Origin of the sequence: Enterococcus sp. AZ104, assembly GCF_050546705.1 — a bacterium.
GTDB lineage: Bacteria > Bacillota > Bacilli > Lactobacillales > Enterococcaceae > Enterococcus > Enterococcus faecalis.
Window position 1 is genome coordinate 1554790 of the sequence record NZ_CP172952.1, and the last position, 21765, is coordinate 1576554.

Consider the following 21765-nt stretch of genomic DNA (forward strand, 5'->3'; position numbering starts at 1 on the left):
AAAAAGGCGTCTAGCTTTTTCTATTTTACGCAAATTTACTTAAGAAATTCCATTTCAATTCTTCTCTAAAAAAGGTAAGATGGACACAACAAATGTTTCAGTTTCCATGCCCATTTACTTTAAGGTTCAGCGTTATCTACTAAGTATGAAGAATGTCAAAGAAAGGTTAGGTACTCCCAATGAAAATCAACTATTTAGGTACGGGTGCAGCAGAACGGATTCCAGGAATTTTTTGTAATTGTAAATTATGTAAATACGCTCGAGAGAAAAAAGGACGAGAAATTCGTACACAAACTCAATTAATTATTGATGATATCCTGCTGATTGATTTTCCAGGGGATTCTTATTTACACTTGTTGCAGTATGACTTGTGTTTTGCAGACTTTAACTCTTTACTAATCTCTCATTGGCATTCCGATCATTTTTACGGCGAGGATTTGGCTTATCGAATGTCTGGTTATGCATTAGATATTCCCAATCGTTTAACTGTTTACGGAAATGAAGCAGTTAAGACGTTTTATCAGCGCGCCTTTGATTTAGAAGGTCGTCAAGACGATACCCGATTACATTATCAGGTTATTCAGCCCTACAAATGTTTTACTATTGCGAACTATACGATTTATCCCCTTCCTGCACAACATGGAAATTTCAGTGAAGATTGTTTTATTTTCGTTATAGACGATGGTAAAGATGCTTTTTTATCCACCCATGATACAGGTTACTTTACGTCAGAAATGTTTGAATATCTTGAAAAGAGCCACTTACTTCTTAGTATTGTTTCTTTAGATTGTACTAGTCAAACAAACGAAACTGGCAATAGTCATATGAATTGGGAAGAAAATTTAAAATTAATTGCAGAATTAAAAGAAAGAAAACTCGTCACAGATAAAACGATTTACGTTGCCAACCATTTTTCTCACAATGGCGGCTTGTCTTATGCGGAGATGGCGGCTTTATCTCAAAAGCATGAAATCATTACGAGTTATGATGGTTTAGAAATACTAACTTAATCGGATTATTTGCCTTCTTTTCAGCACTATTATATGCTTTTAACCGATAATTACAAGGTACTTATATCGTAACTTACACTATCTTAAAAAACAAAAATACTCGAAATTTCCCGTGATTCTGGAAATTCCGAGTATTTTTATGGTTCTTTACGCTGCTGGCACAGCGGATAAACGTTTATTTTCTTCTTCATTCACTCGATTGACAATAAAGTTATAATTCACTTCATTTAGTCTTTGACCATGATTTCCTGTTTGCTTAATGCCACCATTGGAATGAACACCAACTACTTCAAACCGAGCATTATAGATTGGTGAACCAGATTGACCACCTGTTGTATCGATATCATAAAATAGTAATGGATTTTCTAAGTCTGTAAAGTTAGATGTAAACAAATCATTTTCATGAGACCATTGCGTGTGGTTTTTCTCACCTGGATAGCCTGATATTGTGACATGGGTATCTGAAGATTCAAACTTTTTCAAAACAAATGGCGTTAAAATTTCTCCCAACTCTGGGCCATCTGGACGATCGTTTTGTTTGCCGACAGTCACTACCGCAATATCCGCATTCGGGGAAAAAGCTACATCAATCACTTTGAATTTGCCAAATGGTGTCGCACTGCCATCTCGACCTGGATAAAACCAAGCATCATCTTTGGCATTCGGATTTAATACTTTGGCATTCTTAAAACTTTCAGCCACATGATTATTGGTGACAATTGTATTAGTTCCAACAACAAAGCCTGTTCCTAAAGAAATATATCCTGGTTTACTGGCAGGGGAAATGATTCTTCCGATTGACGCAAAAGGCGCTTCGGTTGTATCTGCCACTTCTTGTCTTCTGTCTTCAGGGTCCAGTAACGATCTTTTTTGTCGTGAATGACTTTCGGCAGGAACGATATACTCTTCTGCATTTGCAGACAAGCTAAAACCGGCGATCAAAGTTACTAAAATCAGAAACAAAAAACCAGCACTAATTTTTCGTATGGAGAACTTTTTCATAAGATTATGCCACTCCTTATCCATTTTTATTTAATTGGGGAATTTTTTTCATTCATTGACCAGAACAGATTCACTTGGTTGGTTTACTTGAATATCCTCTTTAGCTCCGATTCCAGCAGAGTTAAAGGCTGCTGACACCACTGAAGCTGCTTCATCGCCATATTGAACTTTTGCAGCAGCAAGCATCGCATCACGAGCATCACTGAATTGTGCTTTAGGTGTTAAGTAATTTACTAACGAGCTGTAGAAAATAGTCTGTGCTTTTTCAATGCCTAAGTTCTGGATAATGGTGTAACCAATCCGATTAATAATTCCACTATTATAATGAACACCGCCTTGATCATAATAAGGCGTTCCTTTATACCGTGCTCGATCGTCGTATTGAGCCATGGTTTCTGGTTGTCCGTGTTTACTTGGCGTTTGTAAATTTCGAATACCTGTTTTTCGGTCAACACTCTGAGTATCCGCACCAATTTCTGGATTAGATGCACCCGAAATAATATAACCCATCAAATCAGAATAAGATTCATTCAAGGCACCTGATTGTCCTAAATATTCTAAACCGGCAGTATGTTCCGTCACACCATGTGTCATTTCATGACCAACTACATCTAAAGAGGAAGCATACGTTTTTCCTGTTGGTGTACTTGTTTCACCATAACGCATTGCTTTTCCATCCCAAAAAGCATTGTCATAAGCATCTGGATGTTGTTCATCAACAACTGACAAGATGGGCATCCCTCGATCATCAATACTGTGTCGTTGGAAATGATCTTCATAATATGTTTTTACAAATTTTCCATGCGTATAGGCGTCAACAGCATTCTGATTTAATGCTGCTAGTGATGGTGCTTGAATAATAGAATAATTATTTTTGCCATCAACTACTGCATGGTAAACCCCTGTGTTATCCGTTCCGTGTAAAGCAATTCCCGTATTGCTTTTTTCAACTGGTACATTAAACGTTACTTGAAAAGAGTTTTTTAACGTTACTTCACTACCGACATGTTCCGTTAAATCTTGTTTTTCCATAATTGTTCCATCTGTAGCATTTACTTTATAAACCAATGATATGGGGTCACCAGTTGGTGAAGAAGTTACTCTGACTTTATAAAATAATTGCCCTTCATTATTTACACGTTTGTCAATAGCTAAAAAGACAAGATCTTTAGTTTCCGGATTATCAGAAGCAATAATTTTTTTAACTCCTTCTTCACCGATTGCATCAACCGATTGAATTTTCACTACTTGATCAACTGGATTTCCTGTAACACTTGTTACTGCACCATTTTTATCTAAATGAATAATCACATTATCTGAATCAACAGTAACGCCTTCCGTTTGCTTTTCTAACTTAAGATGCTTCATCCCCCACGCATCTTCTTTTCGATCTACAACCGTATATTGTTCAGCAGCTGCCTCAGAAATTGCCTCCTTTTCCAACTTCGATAAAACTGTTGAAACTTCACTTTCTGAATAAACTTGTTCTTCTGCTGCTACAAAAAGTGAAGAAAATAGACATGAACTTCCAACAAAGATGCCTGTACCTAAAATGTATAAAATTTTATTTCCCTTCATCAAACAATTAACTCCTTCCCCAGTTTCCTTTTATTTCTTTTCCCAACAAAAGTATTGCTTTATCCTCCCTAATTTTTCCCGTTAAACGACCGCCCCTTTCCCTGCGTAAATATTTGTTGCTATTTTCATTATAGACAACTACCTAACCGGCACTATCTAAATTCCTTAATCAGCCGACATTTTTCCCTGTATTGCCCCTCATAACTCAATACCATAGCAAAAAAGTTGTTAACAAATTCATTCGTTAACAACTTTTTTACTATTATGATTTTTTTCAATAATTAAATGTTGAGTAACCGATCCTTCATTGAAGGACGTTTGCAAATCAAATTGATCTGAAAAATCAACAATTTCTTTTACGTATAACAATCCCCAACCGTGCTCTTCAGGGTTACTTTTAGAACTAAATTTGGTTTTCTTCATAACCCTAAAATCAAATTCGGCTTGGACACTATTTGTTATCACAAACTCTTGTGTTTCATTTTTATTGAAAATCGAGATAGCGAACATTTTCAATTCTGATTTTGCACTGTTTTCAATCGCGTTATCTAATAGAATAGCCAACAAACGAATCACAACCACTAAGTCGATTGATGTATCAAGAATAAATACTTCTGGCACATCAACAATCACTTTTAGTTTTGCTTGCTTTGCGGTATTAATTTTCATACTTATGAGTGCCTTAAGTTCCATATTTTTCAAACGATTTAACTTCATAAGTTCAAATTCTTCATTATCAATAATTTTTTTGGTTGGTGCAATCGTTTCTTCATAAATTCTTTTGATTTCCAGAATATCTTCGTATGAAATAGCAATTTGTAAACTATACAATAAATTTTTATAGTCATGACGAAACATCGCTAGCTCTTCGTTAATGGATTCTATTTTTTCAGTATAAATCGTTAAATTATTCAATAATTGAGTGTTGATACGTTGTTCTTCCAAATAAGCTTCAATGACTAAACCAATCAGAATTAAAAATAAACCTACACTTATTAATAACTCCAATTTAGAACTATTTACCGTGACAAATCCTCGCATAAAGTCAGGTGAAATCTCTGGCGAAATCAAAAACACAAAAAGTAACAACAGAATCAACAATAAAAGTAAACAACCAAAAAAAATTCGGCTATTTTCTAACACACGATTTAATCTTAAAAAAACACTATTGGGAATTTTTAAAGCAATCCAGATATTTATAAGCAACAGAATAACATTTGAGGCAATCCATAATAATTTATTTTGATAAATCTGTTGAAAAAAAACACTTAAAATCGTTTGCTCCGTGTAATTGATAAACGAAACCATAAGCAATGTAAAAACGGATAAAAATATTGCTTTAAAAATTGAGAACCTCTTTTTGTGAATGAGTAAAAATCCTGTAAAAATAACGACTGTCAGCGCATAAATCAACCAAGAGTAGCCCAACATTAATGCCGCAAACGAACAAAGATTAATGACAATAAGCAATGAAAGTAACGGTATTTTACATTCAATCTTGATCAATGTTACTCGTAAAAAGACAAAAACGATAAAGCTAGATACAAGCAAAACGTTAGTAGCTAATAATGACAAAATCATTTTTCAATATTCTTTTTAGGTTTTTCAGTTTGTCCCATCCATTGTCCAAATATATTGGGCGAATTTTGATTTAATCTAGGCTTAGTTCCCACACCATCACTAACTTTTGCAACTCTTTTTTCAATAACATTTTTAATTATTTTTTTACCAAATTTCATAAAAACACTTCCTTCAATTAAATTTTTTGTTACAGGGAGTATCATCAGACCTTGGATGACGAGACCGTAGAGTATTACTGAAGCAATCTTTTCTTTGACAAACAGACTACATAAAATAAGTAAACACACCCTTATAAGGCTTTGCTTTTTGAGCACGTTTAAATCAGATGGTTGAACAGGTTCGATTGCTGTTCCTTGTGGCGCATACCAATAAAATAATACAACTAAGAGGCAAATCAATAGAATTTTATAAATAAACGGTAAGCTCACAGAAGAATTTTTCAATACAAATGGTATGGCAACATAGATAACAATGCTTTCTAGACGACAGAGCCATTTGGTTTTTGCATGCCAGCCACCTGCGACAGGCCGTAAAAAAATCAGTACGACGTATACAATAAAGGTTTCGCTTAACGTCCCAAATAAAACTGATAAAATCAGAATCATCAGAAAATTAAATAAGCCAGAAAAATAAACGGTTAGATAATACTTTGTCCATTGTGTTTTTCCTGATTGATCTTCCTGATCCATATCCATAATATTTTTTAGAATCCAATCGATTAGCATATCGCCCTCCTCTTCAAGTATTGCACTAAATTATAACGAATATAGCGACTAATAGATAGATAATTCCTTAATTAGTCATTATCCCTCCCTAAGTAAGAAATAGTGCCTTGACCTGAGTATAATATCTTCTTGAGACTGGTACTTCCGTTCCGTCTCTCATAGTTAAAAGATGCGTTTTATAATTTAATTTTGACGCATATTTTTTATTGATGATGATTGATTGATGGACTCTAATCAAATCTGGATGCAGTTGTTCAATTTTTGATAACGTTCCATAAAATTCTCTTTTAAAATTTTTACCAACCATTGACACACGATGATCGTATTCCGTTTGAAAGAAATAAATATCATTAATATCCATTTTTATAGAGGATGCTTTTAAGTTAATGATAATATATTCACTTTTTGTCTTTATATTTTCTTTTTGTTGAATATATGCATCGACACATGTTTCGACCTCTTTTTGGAAATCTAGAAAATCCACGTTCTTTTGAATAAATTGAAGAGCTGAAACCATATATTTGTAAGAAGTTAAAACTAATTCTGTGTGAGTAGAAATAAATACAATCAGACTTTCACTGTCTGTTTTTCTGATTTCTTTGGCAACCTCAAATCCTGCCTGGATATGATTGTTCATTTGAATATCTAGGAAAAAGATATTTAGTTGGGCGTCCTGGTGTGCCACTTGTAATAATTCATCTGAACGTGAAAATAAATGGATTGTTTCATTATAAATATTTCTTGAATGTAGGATATTTGTTAACAATACTTCTAACGCTTTTGCTTGAATAATTTGGTCTTCTAATATATAAATAGCCATTTGTTCACTCATCCCTTTCTCAAGAAGATATAAAATTACACAACAAAAGACAAATGATTATAATGTTCAATCAATTTATACACCAATAAAAGAGATAAAAAATTGATTGTCTGTTAGTATATTCACATAAATTTAGTATAGCGATTTCAGTAGTTTCCTGCAAACAAAAACATAAAATAACAAAGCATCAAGAAAGAGTACTTTGGACTATTCATCTTTTTCTAACGAATCATGAGGACGATTGTCTCTTCGTTGATGAAAAACAAAGAATCAACCGCCAAACTGTTCTTGTCATTTTATACATGACAAAATCAATTCATTGGTCGATTCTGGTTATTTTAATTTGTTAGTTCACACATGGATCATTGTGCTAACTTTTTACTTAAACATCCACACTTCTTCCTGTTGAATGAGTCGCTTAAGCGCCAATGTAGGTCACGCCACTACTATAAGCAATTGCATTAGGTAAGACACGATACGAAATCGTTTGATCATTGATGACATTGCTTTCAGAAATAATGATTCCATCAGAAGTGACCGCTTCAACAAAAGCAACATGTCCATATTGATTATCTGCGCCAGCAACTCCTGGTTGGAAACTAATCGCACGACCAGCTTTAGGCAATGAACTAACTTGATAGCCTAATGCACGTCCTTTTCTTCCCCAGTCACTGCCATTTCCCATAAATTCATCCACAGAAGTGCCCAACTGTTTGAAACGATTATAGACATACCACGTACATTGGCCCACGGGATAGCTACCACTCCGATTATAATTGATCCCATCATAGACTGGAAAATGCATTTGTTGCTGTTCCGCTTCCGACAGCTCATTTTTAGATTGGATAATCAAACCGTCCACTGTTTTTGGTAAATCAAATTGCGTTAAGTTATAAACCGCAATTAACGAATTTAATTTATTATCGTATTGCTTGTCTGTTGCATATTTACCTGTTAAAAAACGCGTTGCTTGAAGGTAGTTTTTGGCTTCCGAACGCCACGCTGGTTTATAAAAATCTTGATTTCCGTCAATCCCTTGTCGGAGTAATTGAACATAATCTTGCAGTGAGTCATTATAGCCACCGTAATCGCGAAACCCAGCGGAAATTGTATAAAGTTGGCCCCTCTGATCAGCCTCTTTTGTTGAAAAGCTAACACTATTTCCTTGGAACGAACCTTTCACGCCAAAGAGATTATAATAAGGTTCTTTGGCTAGTTGACTTTCGCCAGAGCCACTTTCTAAAATAGCCTGAGCTATCATCACTGATGCAAAAACATCGTATTTTTCGCCAAGTTCTCTGGCTGTCTCACCAATTTTTTTAATAAACGCTGTGGCTTGTTCTGACTTCTGCATTTCAAATGACGCACCATATGTTGCTAAAACTTCTTTGCCATACTCCGTTAATATGAACTCCTTAAAAGGATTAGTCACTACCAAGCGTTTTTCCTCTTTTGAGTCTGGTTGTTGTTTGGCAGTATAGATATTCTCTAACTGAGCGATTACTTCTGGTTTCTCTTTAGAATCCGCTTCCGCTGCGGCAATTAAATATTTTCCTTGGCCAAGATAAACACCATTTTGAAGCGTTTTTCCTTCAGCTGTTTGCCAAAAAATCAGATCACCAGGTTCTGCCTCCTCTATAGAACGAACTTTACCAAATGTCATTTGTTCTTGCGGCGTACTGCCAATGTCTATTTTAAATAATTGTTGGTAAACTTTTTGGGCAAGGAAACTACTGGTCAATGCTTGCTCCGTCAAATTAAATTCTTTTTTTGTTTTCCCAACGTGTCTTAATGCTTCAGCCACCACAACTGCCCGTTTCTTTTCGCCAAAAGACGACAACAGTGGAAGTTCGTAGCCTTTTAAATTTGAAGAAGCTATTTCATCTACTTTGAGGGACGGATTTAACGATACAGCCTGATTTTCTTCAACAACGTTATTGGTGGCTTCAGGAACTTGAATAGGTTCTTCGGGTTCTTGCTTGGTCACAGGAACTTGTGGTGGTTGAACTTGTGTTGGTTGCGATTGTTCAACAGGCTGCGTGATTTCTGATGATACCGTCGACTCTGTAGGTTCTTTTTTTGTTTCAGAACTAGTATTTGTGGTTGTCGTTTCTGTCGTTGAATGACTCGTTGATTCGGTAGTCGTATCGGTAGAACTATTTGATTCAGATGACGAACTACTAGTGGACGTTGTCGATGTAGCAACAGTTGTTTCGGTTGTTTCGGTTGTTTCAATTACTTTTTCTTCCGAAGTAATTGTCGTTTCCGAGGACAGAGCTGTTTGTAGCGAGCTACTTGGTAATTCTGCAGCCAACGTAACAACTGGAGCGACTTCCAAACTCAGAAGAACGAGAATACTTGTTAAAACAAGTAGTTGATTCTTGATTTTCTTTCTTTTCATTCGTAAAAATCCTCTCCTATTACATACTCGCGCATTTGCACACTGTTTTTGTACAAATGCGCCTTGTAAGTTAATGATACGCTAATTTTGGTCTTTTTTATTTTTGAAGAATAATTTTCCTAAACCAATACTTACTATTAATAGAAAACCACTAATTGACCAGATTGGCGAAACAACTTCATTTGCTTTTGGCAAAGTACCAGAAGTGGTGGTTTTCGTTGTCGTTCCACCTGCTGCTGTGCCCTTTCCTGGACTGGTTACGCCACCAGTCCCGCTAACCGTGCTATGATTTCCATTGTTGCCTGTAGAGTTGCTACTGATTGGCTCTTCTGCCATTGCTTCAATGGCTTGTGATAAAATACTTAAACATTTGTCCACAGCTTCTTGCGTCGCATTTGGGTCCTCAACAAGTGCTTTTGCTTGTTTAATTGCTTCAGCTAAAGCTTCTTGCGATGCTTTTGTAAATTGTTTTCCTGCTTTAGGTTTCAAGGTTTCTGCTTTTTGAAGCAGTTCTTTCAACTTTGTTTTATCCGTTTGAAGGACTTGTTCCTCTAAACTATCCAAAGCAGTTTTTACATTTTTTTCAGCAGTATCAATTTGTTCTTGCCGAGCATTTTTATCAGCTAAAATCCCTTCCGCTTGGTCAATTGCTTCAGTTAAGCGCGCTTTAGACTCGCTAGTAAATTCTTTTCCGGCAGATGGTTTGATTGCTTTTGCTTTGGCTATCATTGCCTCTAAGGCTTTTTTATCTGTAACTAACGCTTCTTCTTGTAACCCATCGATGGCACTAGTTAATTCAGCAACCGCTTCATCAATCATTTTTTGATTAGCTGCTGGGTTTTCCAATGTGTTTTTAGCTGCTAAAAGCGCTTTTTGTAAATCTTGTAACGAGGAGGCAGTAAATTGGTGCCCTTCACTTGGAGTGACTTGCTGCGCTCGTTTGACAACTTCTTGTAATTGGTCTTTATTTACAAGGGGTACTTCTTTTAATTGAGCCATTGCAGTTTCCAATGCGTTTAGAGCCGCTGAGACTTCTTCTTTTGTCGCCGTTTCTTTCGCTACGATTGCTTCAGCCGCTTGAATTGCTTCTTGCAATTGTTTTTCTGTTTCTTTTGTAAATTGGTATCCTTCTTCCGGCTTTCTTCCTCGGGCTTGAGCGATTTGCTCTTTTAAGGTTTCCTTATCAACGGCGACGGGTTGTTCTTTTAATTGTGCAATTGCTTCACGCAATGTTTTAGTCGCTTGGTCTATTTCTTCTTGGGTAACTTTTTCTTGAGCAAATACTTTTTGAGCTGCTGCTAATGACTCTTCGAGAACTTTTTTAGTTTCTTCGGTGAATTCTTGCCCATCACTTGGTTTTTTCGCCAGCCCCTCTTGAATTGCTTTTTCTAAATCAGCTTTATTCGCTACATCAGGCATTTTTTCCAACTGTTCTACAGCCTTTTCTAGATTTTCCACAGCAGCAGAAACGTCTGTCTGTGTGGCTTGCTCATTGGCTAGAACAGCTACTGCCTCATCTAAGATTGGTTTAAAGATTGCCCAAGTTTCAGGCGTATATTCTTTTTCGACACGTGCTTGATTTAGCGTAATTAGCGCTTGTAATAACTCTTTATCTACTAGCTCTGTTGGCTTCACTGTTACAGAAAAATCTGAAAGTGTTGCTTGTTGGAATCCTTGGCCCACTAATAATCCTTGACTCATATCAAATTGTAATAGCTGCTCAACAGTTGTCGCACGTTTTACGCGAGTTGTTTCTTTTACTTTAACTTTAAAGGTAACTAAGTCCATTGAACCATTTAACAATTGTTTATTTCCTTGATTACTAAGAACTAAATATAGATTCTCCACATCATTTGAATGTTTCCGATATTTAGAATAATTTTCCATTTGTTTTGTATTATTCGTGGTTGCAGGCTGACCGACAAGTTCAAATTTGCTAGAATCAAAGGACATTTTTGTGCTTAACGCATTAATGTTTTTTAAGTCTTGACCTTTAAGTGTAAAGGTTAATGTATCGCCAGGAAGATAAGTATCCTTGCCATTTTCATTAACCACAGCAAGGGATAAACCGCCCGCAATTTCTTCGACATCAGGTATCTCAATCCCACCATCTAATTGTCGTAAAACATAACTGATATCATAAGCATCAATTACCCCATTTTTATTTAAATCACCTTTTTCAACATAGCCATTAAAGTCACTGTCCACCGATTCTAAGCCTGTATAGTTTCGATAACTCATTGCATCATTTTCATCAATCGTTCCATCGTTAGTAATGTCTCCATGTAAGATTCCTTCTGATCCTGGTTGTTTGTAAAAGAGCATCTCACGACCAGAGCCAAAATTACCCACCGATTTTAATACCTTCATTTCAACAAAACGATACGCTTGGTCCTTCGTTTCAATGGTTTTTGTCAAAGCATCTTGCTTCCAGTTAATAGGTTCTGAAAACTCTGTCCAATTAGCTCCATCTTTCGACGTCCGATACTGGAGCTGCAAAATATTTCCGTTGCCGGCATTGTCTCTTGGCAAGTATTCAATTTTATCCATTTGATACTCCGCACCAAGATCAAATTTTAAAGTCAAGAAATTTCCATCACTTGGATTAGCGATGCCGGTTGACCAGTTCGTATGCCAACCTGTACTTAAATCTTTATCTGTTAATTTCTTCAATTCTGCGCCTGGTTGTTCTGGTAAATTACTTGTTGCTTTGACTTGATTAATTGTTTCTTTATAGGGATCATCTTGTGTTTTTCCTTTAATCGGTTCACTCCATTCAGAGACCCCGTTTTTTCCAACAGCTCGAACTCGAAAAGTATGTTCGCTTAGGAAGGGAAATCCATCAAATGTTGCTGTATTCGTTTGAATATTTCCGAAAACAGTCCCGTCACGCTCTACTTCATAACTTGTTGCCTCAGTTACTTGATCCCATTGAAGAGTCAAAGAAGATGGCGTTGTTTTTTCTTCATTGATTGCGACATTTGCCGGAATAGTTAACTGGTCATCGACCGTTGTATTTCCTCCGTCAACCGTTCCTTTATTAATGAAACCTTTGACAGTTATTTGAACATCTTTGGCGGTCACAGATTGTTTCGCTAGTTTTACTGATAACGCTGATTGGTTCAGTTTTTCTCCTGAAGCTTCAGAAAGATACTGATTCACTTGGAATTCTTTATCAAAATAATATAGATTTGTGCCAGCTAAAAATTCTTCTTTATTAGCTGCTTGTTTCAAGGTTACTTCTGTCCCCCCCACCATTGCTGTTACGCTTTCGGGCGCTTCTGAAGCTAGCAAATCAAGCGTGGTGCTTCGTTCATCAACAAAGTCTTTATAACTTCCTTTTGTCGGTTCGATAGTAACGGTCAGATCCCCTTTTTCGTTTGATTTAGGGCCTTGACTATTTATTTTAGTCGTAGCTGATTGCCCAGCTTCATAACTAGTTGAAATTCCGTCATCTTCATACATATTAAAAGAAGTGGTGCCATTTGGATAAATCAAGAAAGATCGTTGATCTCGTTGGATTTCCTTTGGATTGTTGTTTGGATTCGTCATTGGGATAATACTGCCATCTTTGACGAAAACGGGCACCTTCCACAGCGGTGTTTTTACTCCATTTAAGACACGGCCACCTTGATATTTTTCGCCTGTAAATAAGTCAACCCAGACTTGTTTTTCATCTGGTAAGTAGATTCCATCACGGATTGAATTTCCTGCCTCATCTTGATTGCCATTATAAATTGGGGCAACGAGTAAATTGGGTCCCCACATATATTGGTATTGAGAATCTTTTGTATATGCTGTTCCTTCATTAGGAAATTCTAAAGCCATGGCCCGTACCATTGGTAGTCCATCAACTGATTCCTTGGCAATACTGTAGTTATAAGGCATCATCATTGATTTTAATTTTAGATACGCTCGGTTCAAATCTGTGGCTTCTTGATCAAAAGCAAATGGCGTTTTTGGATTGGAGCCCCAGCCGTCCATATTTAGCTGCACTGGTGTAAAAGTTTTCCATTGGAAATCACGTATGTTGACCTCTTTATTTTTTCCACCAAAAATTCCATCCATATCTGAACCGACATTTGGTTGTCCAGACAACGAAGTCCCGATATATGTTGGGATATGGAAGCGAATATATTCCCATTGACCACCCGTTTGATCGCCTGTCCAAATACCAGCGTGCCGTTGGGTTCCGGCCCAACCATCTAATGAAACAATCATCGGACGAACTGCGCCGTCTGTTTCTTTTACAAAAACATTCGCGGCATCTTCTACACCATTTAAGCCAAAGGAATACCCATACCCGACCCACGCCACGTCAGTTTTGAGAGCTTTAACACCAGCGACACTAACTTCTTTCGCAATATCCCGTTCTCCTTTTTTAGGATTTTTAGGATCCGCTGGATGGAGATTAGATTGAGTCCACAGCCCCACTTCAACACCATTGGCTTGAGCATACTCTGTAAATTCTTTTAAGTTTTGTACATCGCCGTCCAATGAATCTGTTTGGCCATAGCCAGCACCGTAGCCGTCATTTGGCAAGAACCACCCTAACGGCATATCGTTTTTCTTATATCGATCAATAACTGCGCGTGCAGAAAATTGATAATTCTCTTTTTCTCCATTTAAAGATTCTAGCGTGCCATTTAAGTTTCCTAGATCGCCTGGTTGGTATTCTTTGTAAAAATTACCATCTTCAAACTTAACTGCTCCCGCGGTTCCTTCTGCTACTTTCACCCAATAGTCCCGATTATACGCGTTTAAATGCGCTTCATAGAATCCGTATTCTGGCATCAAAGCTGGTTTCCCGGTTAATTCATAGTAATCTTTTAAAATACCTGCTGAGGAATCATTAAAGAAATAAAAAGCATCAAAATCTGTTCCTTCGTGCGTTGTTGTGGTTGTTTGTGGATCATGACTGCCAAAATCATAGTTGCCAGGTTTCCATGTATTTCGAACAACGCCATACCCTGCAGTTGACCAATAAAATGGGTTAGGCGATGCTACTCCGCCATCTACCCAATTGTTCGTATTGACAATCTGGATAGCTGTTCCTTTATGCGTAAATCGACCATTTTGAGTTCCTCCACCAAAATAATTTTCTTGACTACTTTGTTTTAACGTTTGTGTAGCTTTATCATTTTTAAAGGATAGCGGAGCGGTTTCTTCTAAAATAACTTGATTCTTTTTCTTGTCTAGAACCTCCATTAAAGCGCTTTCTTTTTCGAACATAATTTTTAAACCATTATTTTCTAGAATAAATTGGTTTCCTGAATCTGTGACGTTCGTTTGCTCAAAGGCTTGTGTACCATAGTCGGCCATTGTTTTAGCCGTAATTTTCGCAACATGCTTTGGATCATTTGGCGTTGGATATTCTTCAAATTTACCAGTTGGATCTAGATGATAGCGAAAAAGATGGTCGTTTAAAATACTAATTTGTGCTTTTTTTCCAGAAGCATACGTAATGACAAAGTTTTTCTCCGCTTTTTCAATCGACACAATTGCTCCGACTGACGTTGCTGAATCAGCTACGTCTTCTTTTGCTGTTTGCTCTTGCGCATCAACCACTTGAGAATCCATCGTAACAAACGAATGGAACGCCAATACAGACGAACTCACTAATAAAAATGTCAACCAGTGCTTTTTACCGTAAATTTTTTTACCCTGATACTCTTTGTTCATTTTTTCCTCCTTAAAATTGCTCCCCATAGAATAGTTCCGACACAATTACTCGCAAAATCCAAAACCCAACAAAGTTTTATCCAGATGAAAAGTCATAAAAAGTCATAACGATTTTCTTAGTTTACTGAGACTGTTAGAAAGTCAGTTTCAGTAACCCCTTCATAAACACATCCTTTCAATAAATTATTAAATGAAAACAATCTATTTTCATCTTATATAAAAATTTTAGTACAGAATCACAATTTCCCGATGAATGCGTTTTCATTTGTTGACTACCAATTTTTCACTTTTTTAATAACATAATTATCGTATGATGGTTTTTTTGTGTTTGTCAACGGTTAATTATAGCAGCCACCATTAACAAGTATTAACCCTTGATAAACCTGTTAATTCACTTATAATGATGATTTTATTGCAAAAATATCTACATCAGAAAAAGAAAGACTTTTTTCAAAAATCTAATACCTGTTGCTCAAATCTAGTCTATTTAAAAATAATCAACACCCTCCTGCTCAGCAAGAGGGTGTTAATTACTCGTTTTTTAGTGATTGATTTGACTTGCTGGTGTGAAAAGCAAACTAATGATGATGCCAACTATCAGTACCGCTAGCAATATAAAAATTAACTTTCCAAACCGGTGATAGGGATTGATCGAAAGCCCAATCCCATAAACTTTCGGAACCCACAAAAGAGGCGTTGGATTATCTTTTTGATCTTTATAGGCTATCTTTAAAATCTGCCACGCAAAATACAACAATGGTAAAACCATAATTACCCCAACTATACCTAGCCATTTTGCTAATAAGTCACTAGTATGCAAAAGACTGATTGTCAGAATTGGTACAAACAAAAGAATAAAGCTAATTGTGGCTCCCACTTGTGCTTGCTTAAGCAGTCGTCTCTCACGGAGAGTAAGATTCGCAAACATTCCATCCATCCTTTCATGGTTTTCAGATTAAATCAACGAATCACTAAAAACTAAATTAACTGCGAAAATCAATGACCATGCGCCCGCGAATTTTTCCTTGTTCCATTTCTTCAAAAATAGCATTAATTTCTTCTGGTTGGCGTGTTTGACAAACAGGAACAACTTTTCCTTCTGCACCGAATTGGAAAGCTTCTCTTAAATCTTGACGGGTTCCAACTAACGATCCGACTACGTGAATGCCATCAAGAACAAGACGTGGAATAGATAAATCCATTGTCTCAACAGGCAATCCAACGGCGACAACCGTTCCTCCCGCACGGACTGCATCGACTGCGCCATTAAATGCTGATTTAGCTACCGCAGTGACTACTGCTGCATGGACACCGCCAATTTCTTTTTGAAGTTGTGCAGCAAAATCAGGATCTTTAACTGGATTAATTAAAAGATCAGCACCCATTTCTTTCGCAAAAGTTAACTGATTATCATTCACATCAACAGCTACTACTTTTGCATTAAAGACATGCTTGGCATATTGTAAAGCTAGATTACCTAGCCCACCTAATCCTGAAATCATTAGCCATTGACCTGGACGAATCCCAGATTCTTTTATCGCTTTGTAGGTTGTTACCCCTGCACAAGTAATAGAGGAAGCTGGCTCTGATGCTAAATTTTCTGGCACTTTCACTGCATAACCGTCTGTGACGATACATTCTTCGGCCATGGCACCATCAACTGTATATCCAGCATTTTTTACTGAACGACAAAGCGTTTCTCGACCAGAAGTACAATATTCGCAATGCCCGCAGCCTTCATAAAACCATGCAACAGATGCACGATCACCAATCTTTAAACTAGTAACGTCTTTTCCAACCTCCGTCACAATCCCAATTCCTTCGTGACCTAAGGTACAACCGCTAACATCGCCAAAATCTGCATTCTTAACGTGTAAATCCGTATGACAGACACCACAGACTTCCATTTTCAACCGCGCTTCATTATCTTTCAATGGACGTGATTCTTTTTCAACAATTTTTGTTGTTTTTCCTTTTGCTGCGACAATTGCTTTATACATGGTTCTTTCCTCCTTGTTTCTATTGTGAATCATTGAACAATAATAGTATAATACTACTTTCCAAAATAAGGAACACCAATGACTTGCGTAAATTAACGCTAATTTGACAATTTATCCTTGCTAGACAGCTATTCTTCCCTTATGTCATAGATAATTCATACTGGCATGATTTTTTCTGCATAATTGTCAACTATTTTAAAGGCAGGTTTTACAACCTCATTTTTCCCTTCTTTTTTCCCAAGATATAGCAGACGGTACCTAAAATAACTAGAATTAAAAAGGCCATGAGGTACTTAAGCCAGTGAAGGTTTTTGACTTTATGATCAACAGAACGCTTATTATACTGATCAGCTTGCTTTTTGTTTATCGTGAAATCTTTTGAGAACGTCCAGCTCCCCTCATGGTTTTTCAACTTAATGGTATAGATATAGTCTCCAGGTTTAAACGAATCTTTCAGTAAAATAGGCAGATCAAACCTTGTGTTTGGTGCAAAACTAAGATTATTTTTCTTTTCGTGAATGATCGTTTTGTTTGTTCCTTTTTCTTTAACAAAAAAATCTCCTTCGACTTTTGACAATAACTTCCGCTGTGGATTTTTAATTTTCATCGAAACAGTATTGTGGCGGTTAATTTGCCCAATTTTAACAGAACTACTTTCCAATTTTGCAGGTATGGTCTCTGCTGTTTCATTCACCCGAATAGCAATCGTATGCATATAAACATTTTGAATCCCACCCTTGCTTTGGTCCCCAGCTATCTCTACAGGTCGAATCGTCACTCCACCTAATAAAATTCCTGAGAATAACTTTTCTGGCATCGTTATTTGAAAATCAATCGTTTGTGATTGTTTACCAGGAACACTAATGTCCTTCCTATTGGGACTAATCAAATCACTAAGTACCAAACTCATCGATGGATCTTTTTCAAAGCTACTTTTTGTATAGTCAACTATCCCATTACTATTTGTTGTTGCTGTATTTACCTGAACTTTAAATTTTTGAGGGTTCGGCGTAGTATTGGTTATCGTTAATTTGAATGTATCTTTTTGTTTCGGAGTTAATGTCATATCAAAAAAATTACTGGTTTTGTTATTTTGAGTTGCTCCGAAAACGGGTGTGACTGTATACGCATTCGCATTGTCAATTGTTGCTGAACTATTGGTATTAGACGGCTCTGCCCAGGCACGCATCGCTCCACCTAAACAGAGAATAGTCAATATAAAAAGTATCTTTAAAATTCTTTTCAATTTATCTGCCTCGTTTTCTTACATCGTTTTATGTTAAATTCTTAGGCGGGTGCTCCATCGATGGCATTCCAGACGATGGTCCCAGAGTAGGTATTTGCAGCAATACTTTTAGGTATATTTAACGTTGCATTTAAATTGGCTGTCGTGACAGTGTCTGATAAACGGATATCACTTTTATCTAGCGAAATAATGGTTGAAGCATCTGTGGTTAAATCAACGCCCGTAAAGGTACCTTTTTCAGAAGATCCGTCAGGTTTTTTAGTGTCTAAATGAAGTGTCATTCCGTCTAAGCCAGTGACACCTTTTCCTTTATCTTCTAAATTCGCTGTCAGATACCAACCTGTATTCGTTGTCCCACGATTATCATTAATGATAAGTTGCGACTTGCTTTGATCTGGTTGCGTATGATCTTGGCCGTCTTTTGTCACCGTCCCAAAGTTAATTTGTGCTAATGGTGTAATGGTTAATCCGCCACCCAAAACCGACACATTCGCTGTGGTATTGGTATTATCAGCCGCATTTACAGTTTGTTGACCAATTAAAAAAATCCCCGTTCCTAAAGTGACAGTTAAACCAATTATTTTTTTATTCATTATTTTTCCTCTTTTCTTTATAAAGTCCGACGATTAATGTACTTCCGAGTACCACGATCCCTAAAATCGTCTCTTGAGACGTAATCTCGTTTGTTTTTGGTAAAAAATTAGGTTGTCCTCGTGAAGTTGGCATATCGTTAGTCTGAGGTATAAGCTCATTGGGATGTGGAACAATATCCTCACTCTCTTTCACTATTACCATGACTTTTGTGCCAGCTTGTGCGTCAGTTGTCTTGTCTTCAGCTTGTGCTTGAATTGGCAAACCGAGAATAAAGGCAACAAACAATAAATCATAGATAAACCATTTCACAGCTATTCCCTCTTCCCTTACGGTGTTGCTTCTAAGTTCCAAATTAACTGAGCTTCATATTTATCAGCAGGTGTGACTTTTGAAATAGTTAATGTGGGCAATAATTGTAATTTCGTCAAAACTTTTTTATTTTTGATAGATTGGTTACTTACATCAGCTACTAATTGTTGCTCATCGTTAACCATAATATTTTGCTCAGTTGTTACATAATCGACTGACTTTGGATTTAGCGTGAGATCAAGCCCTGCGTCTTTCCACGCTTGTGTTTTCTGATCATTTAAATTATAGGCTACTTCAAGCTGCCAGCCAGTTGTCCGATTAGGATCCCCCGTATCTTCAATGTTCATCTCACAACTTTTTAATGTCTGTGTTTGATCTTGGCCATTAAATTTTACGTTCTCAAAAGGCATTAGTTGTTCAGATAAGTGATAAAAGTCTAGACGATTAGAGTAATAGTAGGTCCAATCAACAGTAACACTTTTACTAAAACCTACTATTTTAGAGATATCATAAGTAATTCTATAAATGCCCGCTACTTCATCGTTTACCTGCTTAGGCGTATAGCGAATCGTTATCTTACTATAAGGAATGGACTGTCCATCATTATCTGTTGCACTATCAAAAAGACGTTTTGGATCGAAGGGCGTCCCTACAGAAAAGCTGCCGTTATGTGCACCAATATGAGCTGAAGAGGGAATGACTTCTAGTGCAGTCTGCGCCTCTAATCCTAGGTAGTTATAATCAATTTCATATTTACCAACCACTTTTGTATCCACCGCATCTACTGGGACCTTTTGCTCTCCGTCCAGTTTATATATGGTGACACTTACGTCTCGAAAATCACCTTTTTTACCATCTGGTGTTTGTAGGATAGTCACTTCACTTTCTGGTTGCCATTGAGTATATTGATAAACCGTATCTTGAGATTTAACTTTAATTTGCGCCTGATCAATGTGCACAGCTAAACTTTTCTCATTTGAGTAGCTTTTAGATGTATCATCAACATCAAGAATTCTAAATGTTAATGTGTAATCTCCTGAAGTTGGTAAAGCATCTGCTAAACAGTTAAAACTAACGCAATCATCTGTGACTGGTAAATTTTTTAAATCTTGCTCCCCAATTTTATGAAAATCAGTTTGGGCAGCACCTGAAATTTTTTCTTCAATTTGAACTTTTCTAGTTGTCGGAGCCTTAACGGTTAGTTCTACTGGTATCTTTTGTTGCGGGTGAAATGTTGTTTGACCTTTAACAAAAGCTGCCTTTTCTAAACTTGGCACTTGGTAGGGATCTGTTGTGACGCGCATATATGTTTTATCTGTGGGCTCTGAAGAATCCGTCCCTGGCGGATTGACTAACGGCAGCCCACAACCATCTTTGCCACTAAATAAATAGGTTGTTAACCCGTTTTGTTGTTGTGAAGAGACATTCACATTGGCCTTAGGATCAACTGTGTGAGTATGAAAATTAACTACGCGCGCAAACCGTTGAGCAACATACCCATCTGTCCAATTAAGCGGATTGTCTTGTCTTTGGTTCATCGTAAACTTTGGTGATAAAAAATCCCCTGGTAACATCGTTTTGCTTTCAGGTATTTCAGGATATTTAGAGGCATCTTGGGTATTGTAATTGGATAATGGATTGTCTTTATCGCCGCTGTCCCATGGCGAGATATAAGAAGACCAAGTAGCCACTTTCCCAGTGATTCCAGTGATAATTTGATGATTCAAATTATTTGGATCTTGCTTTGCTGCTGCCGCTAAACTTGTCGCACGTAACCACATGTCTGGACTAAGCAATATCCAATTATGATTAACCGTATTCGTTGTATCTGATTCGTAAGTTCGACCAAAAAAATCTGCCGACAACGAAAATTGATCACTTTCAGTGCCATCCGACAAAACATTTGATACTGGTAAGCGATGTTTCGTTAAATTTTTATTGAGGGAATAATCCTTTGAATCGCCATCCTTCATTAAAGTAGCTACATCTAAATCAAAATGAAGTTCAAATTTTATGGCCGATTTGTCAGGTTCATGTCGCCAAATTTCATAAAGTTTAGTAAAAGAAAAATTAATAGTGTCCCCCCGTTCACAAAACATCACCTGATGCTCAGTATCAATTCCGCTATAATCTTGATCAGGATCACCCCATCCCGGTGAACCATCTTCTGAAGAACCGTTAAACGTCCGCATTCCTTTTGTGTTAACAATTGGTATTTGTGTGTTTTTTTGTCCACTAATTGAATAAAAATTTTCTGGATTATCCGCAAAAGCCTTGTCATAAGCCGCTTTAAAATTATCTGCACTTATATTTTCTGGCAAATGAAACATCAGTCCATATTGCATTCCTACAGTACCAAAAGAAAGAAACTTCAATGCTTCTGTATGAGAAGTGTCCACTGTTCCGTATAATTTTACGTGTAATTTTCCTCCAAATGATCCATCAGGACCACTACCACCGTCATGGCTTATCTCCATTCCATAAGGTAAATCAGTTCTCAAATCAATGGCTATCCCTCCCGCTTGATAGAGCGAAGCTGCCTCGCATTCTTGAAAATGCACGCTCAAAAAACAAGAAATCGATACCAATAGTAGACAAGAGTAAAAGAAATAAGCAATGCTTTTTTTTCTTTTGTAGGTTGGCATTTTCATTTTTAATTGTTCGTTGATTTTTTTCATTGCTTACTCACCTTGACCTTTTTTGGAATTAGAAACTAAATAATAATTATTCTAACTACTGCTAGCTTATCAACATTGAAATTGCTTTGCCACACACAATTAATGTATAAGGCTGTACATTAATTGTGATGGCCGCTTC

The 21765-nt window shown here is 36.8% G+C and carries 14 protein-coding genes; 1 reads left to right on the forward strand and 13 read right to left on the reverse strand.

The features are described 5' to 3' along the window. Positions 1-179: 179 nt before the first annotated feature. On the forward strand, positions 180-1010 hold the full coding sequence (locus tag IGJ37_RS07540; protein ID WP_002371935.1) for an MBL fold metallo-hydrolase: 831 nt from the start codon (positions 180-182) through the stop codon (positions 1008-1010). Positions 1011-1157: 147 nt separating this feature from the next. Here IGJ37_RS07540 and sprE read toward each other — a convergent pair whose 3' ends face one another. The 13 genes from sprE to IGJ37_RS07605 all read right to left on the reverse strand — a co-directional run bounded on the left by sprE (position 1158) and on the right by IGJ37_RS07605 (position 21626). Then, positions 1158-2012, reverse strand: a complete 855-nt coding sequence (gene sprE, locus IGJ37_RS07545; protein WP_002361980.1) for a serine proteinase SprE — start codon at positions 2010-2012, stop codon at positions 1158-1160. Positions 2013-2060: 48 nt separating this feature from the next. Further along, entirely contained in the window at positions 2061-3593 is a 1533-nt protein-coding gene (gene gelE, locus IGJ37_RS07550; protein ID WP_080113403.1) for a M4 family metallopeptidase coccolysin, read from the reverse strand. A gap of 234 nt (positions 3594-3827) precedes the next feature. Continuing rightward, on the reverse strand, positions 3828-5171 hold the full coding sequence (gene fsrC, locus IGJ37_RS07555; RefSeq protein ID WP_154064187.1) for a sensor histidine kinase FsrC: 1344 nt from the start codon (positions 5169-5171) through the stop codon (positions 3828-3830). Further along, on the reverse strand, positions 5168-5896 hold the full coding sequence (locus IGJ37_RS07560; RefSeq protein ID WP_002377181.1) for an accessory gene regulator AgrB: 729 nt from the start codon (positions 5894-5896) through the stop codon (positions 5168-5170). The genes fsrC and IGJ37_RS07560 overlap by 4 nt, the downstream gene beginning before the upstream one ends. 88 nt (positions 5897-5984) lie before the next feature. Next, entirely contained in the window at positions 5985-6716 is a 732-nt protein-coding gene (gene fsrA / locus IGJ37_RS07565) for a response regulator FsrA (RefSeq protein WP_011109506.1), read from the reverse strand. 418 nt (positions 6717-7134) lie between these two features. Next, positions 7135-9117: an amidase domain-containing protein gene (locus IGJ37_RS07570; RefSeq protein ID WP_325814845.1), complete on the reverse strand. Its 1983-nt coding sequence runs from the start codon at positions 9115-9117 to the stop codon at positions 7135-7137. Between the two features lie 81 nt (positions 9118-9198). Next, on the reverse strand, positions 9199-14826 hold the full coding sequence (locus IGJ37_RS07575) for a TIM-barrel domain-containing protein (protein ID WP_430598889.1): 5628 nt from the start codon (positions 14824-14826) through the stop codon (positions 9199-9201). A 514-nt stretch (positions 14827-15340) separates the two neighbouring features. Next, the gene (locus tag IGJ37_RS07580; RefSeq protein ID WP_202576049.1) at positions 15341-15736 is read right to left on the reverse strand and encodes a hypothetical protein; all 396 of its coding nucleotides are present in this window, start codon (positions 15734-15736) and stop codon (positions 15341-15343) included. Positions 15737-15782: 46 nt separating this feature from the next. Next, positions 15783-16799 carry an alcohol dehydrogenase AdhP gene (gene adhP, locus IGJ37_RS07585; RefSeq protein ID WP_002361987.1) on the reverse strand — a complete coding sequence of 339 codons (1017 nt, stop codon included), beginning with the start codon at positions 16797-16799 and terminating at the stop codon, positions 15783-15785. Positions 16800-17007: 208 nt separating this feature from the next. After that, complete coding sequence (locus tag IGJ37_RS07590; protein WP_325814847.1) at positions 17008-17988, reverse strand: DUF916 and DUF3324 domain-containing protein; 981 nt, start codon at positions 17986-17988, stop codon at positions 17008-17010. A 98-nt stretch (positions 17989-18086) separates the two neighbouring features. Beyond that, on the reverse strand, positions 18087-18638 hold the full coding sequence (locus tag IGJ37_RS07595) for a hypothetical protein (protein ID WP_002361989.1): 552 nt from the start codon (positions 18636-18638) through the stop codon (positions 18087-18089). Next, positions 18631-18990, reverse strand: coding sequence for a hypothetical protein (locus IGJ37_RS07600; RefSeq protein WP_002397402.1), 360 nt, complete (start codon positions 18988-18990; stop codon positions 18631-18633). Before IGJ37_RS07600 ends, IGJ37_RS07595 begins: the two co-directional genes overlap by 8 nt. Further along, positions 18966-21626, reverse strand: a complete 2661-nt coding sequence (locus IGJ37_RS07605; protein ID WP_325814848.1) for a bacterial Ig-like domain-containing protein — start codon at positions 21624-21626, stop codon at positions 18966-18968. The genes IGJ37_RS07600 and IGJ37_RS07605 overlap by 25 nt, the downstream gene beginning before the upstream one ends. Between the last annotated feature and the right edge of the window lie 139 nt (positions 21627-21765).

Excerpts from the sequence above, each read along its gene's own strand:
- IGJ37_RS07540 (WP_002371935.1), top strand. The coding sequence starts at position 180 with ATGAAAATCAACTATTTAGGTACGGGTGCAGCAGAACGGATTCCAGGA.
- sprE (WP_002361980.1), bottom strand. The coding sequence starts at position 2,012 with ATGAAAAAGTTCTCCATACGAAAAATTAGTGCTGGTTTTTTGTTTCTG.
- fsrC (WP_154064187.1), bottom strand. The coding sequence starts at position 5,171 with ATGATTTTGTCATTATTAGCTACTAACGTTTTGCTTGTATCTAGCTTT.
- IGJ37_RS07560 (WP_002377181.1), bottom strand. The coding sequence starts at position 5,896 with ATGCTAATCGATTGGATTCTAAAAAATATTATGGATATGGATCAGGAA.
- fsrA (WP_011109506.1), bottom strand. The coding sequence starts at position 6,716 with ATGGCTATTTATATATTAGAAGACCAAATTATTCAAGCAAAAGCGTTA.
- IGJ37_RS07570 (WP_325814845.1), bottom strand. The coding sequence starts at position 9,117 with ATGAAAAGAAAGAAAATCAAGAATCAACTACTTGTTTTAACAAGTATT.
- IGJ37_RS07575 (WP_430598889.1), bottom strand. The coding sequence starts at position 14,826 with ATGGGGAGCAATTTTAAGGAGGAAAAAATGAACAAAGAGTATCAGGGT.
- IGJ37_RS07580 (WP_202576049.1), bottom strand. The coding sequence starts at position 15,736 with ATGGATGGAATGTTTGCGAATCTTACTCTCCGTGAGAGACGACTGCTT.
- adhP (WP_002361987.1), bottom strand. The coding sequence starts at position 16,799 with ATGTATAAAGCAATTGTCGCAGCAAAAGGAAAAACAACAAAAATTGTT.
- IGJ37_RS07590 (WP_325814847.1), bottom strand. The coding sequence starts at position 17,988 with ATGCGTGCCTGGGCAGAGCCGTCTAATACCAATAGTTCAGCAACAATT.
- IGJ37_RS07595 (WP_002361989.1), bottom strand. The coding sequence starts at position 18,638 with ATGAATAAAAAAATAATTGGTTTAACTGTCACTTTAGGAACGGGGATT.
- IGJ37_RS07605 (WP_325814848.1), bottom strand. The coding sequence starts at position 21,626 with ATGAAAAAAATCAACGAACAATTAAAAATGAAAATGCCAACCTACAAA.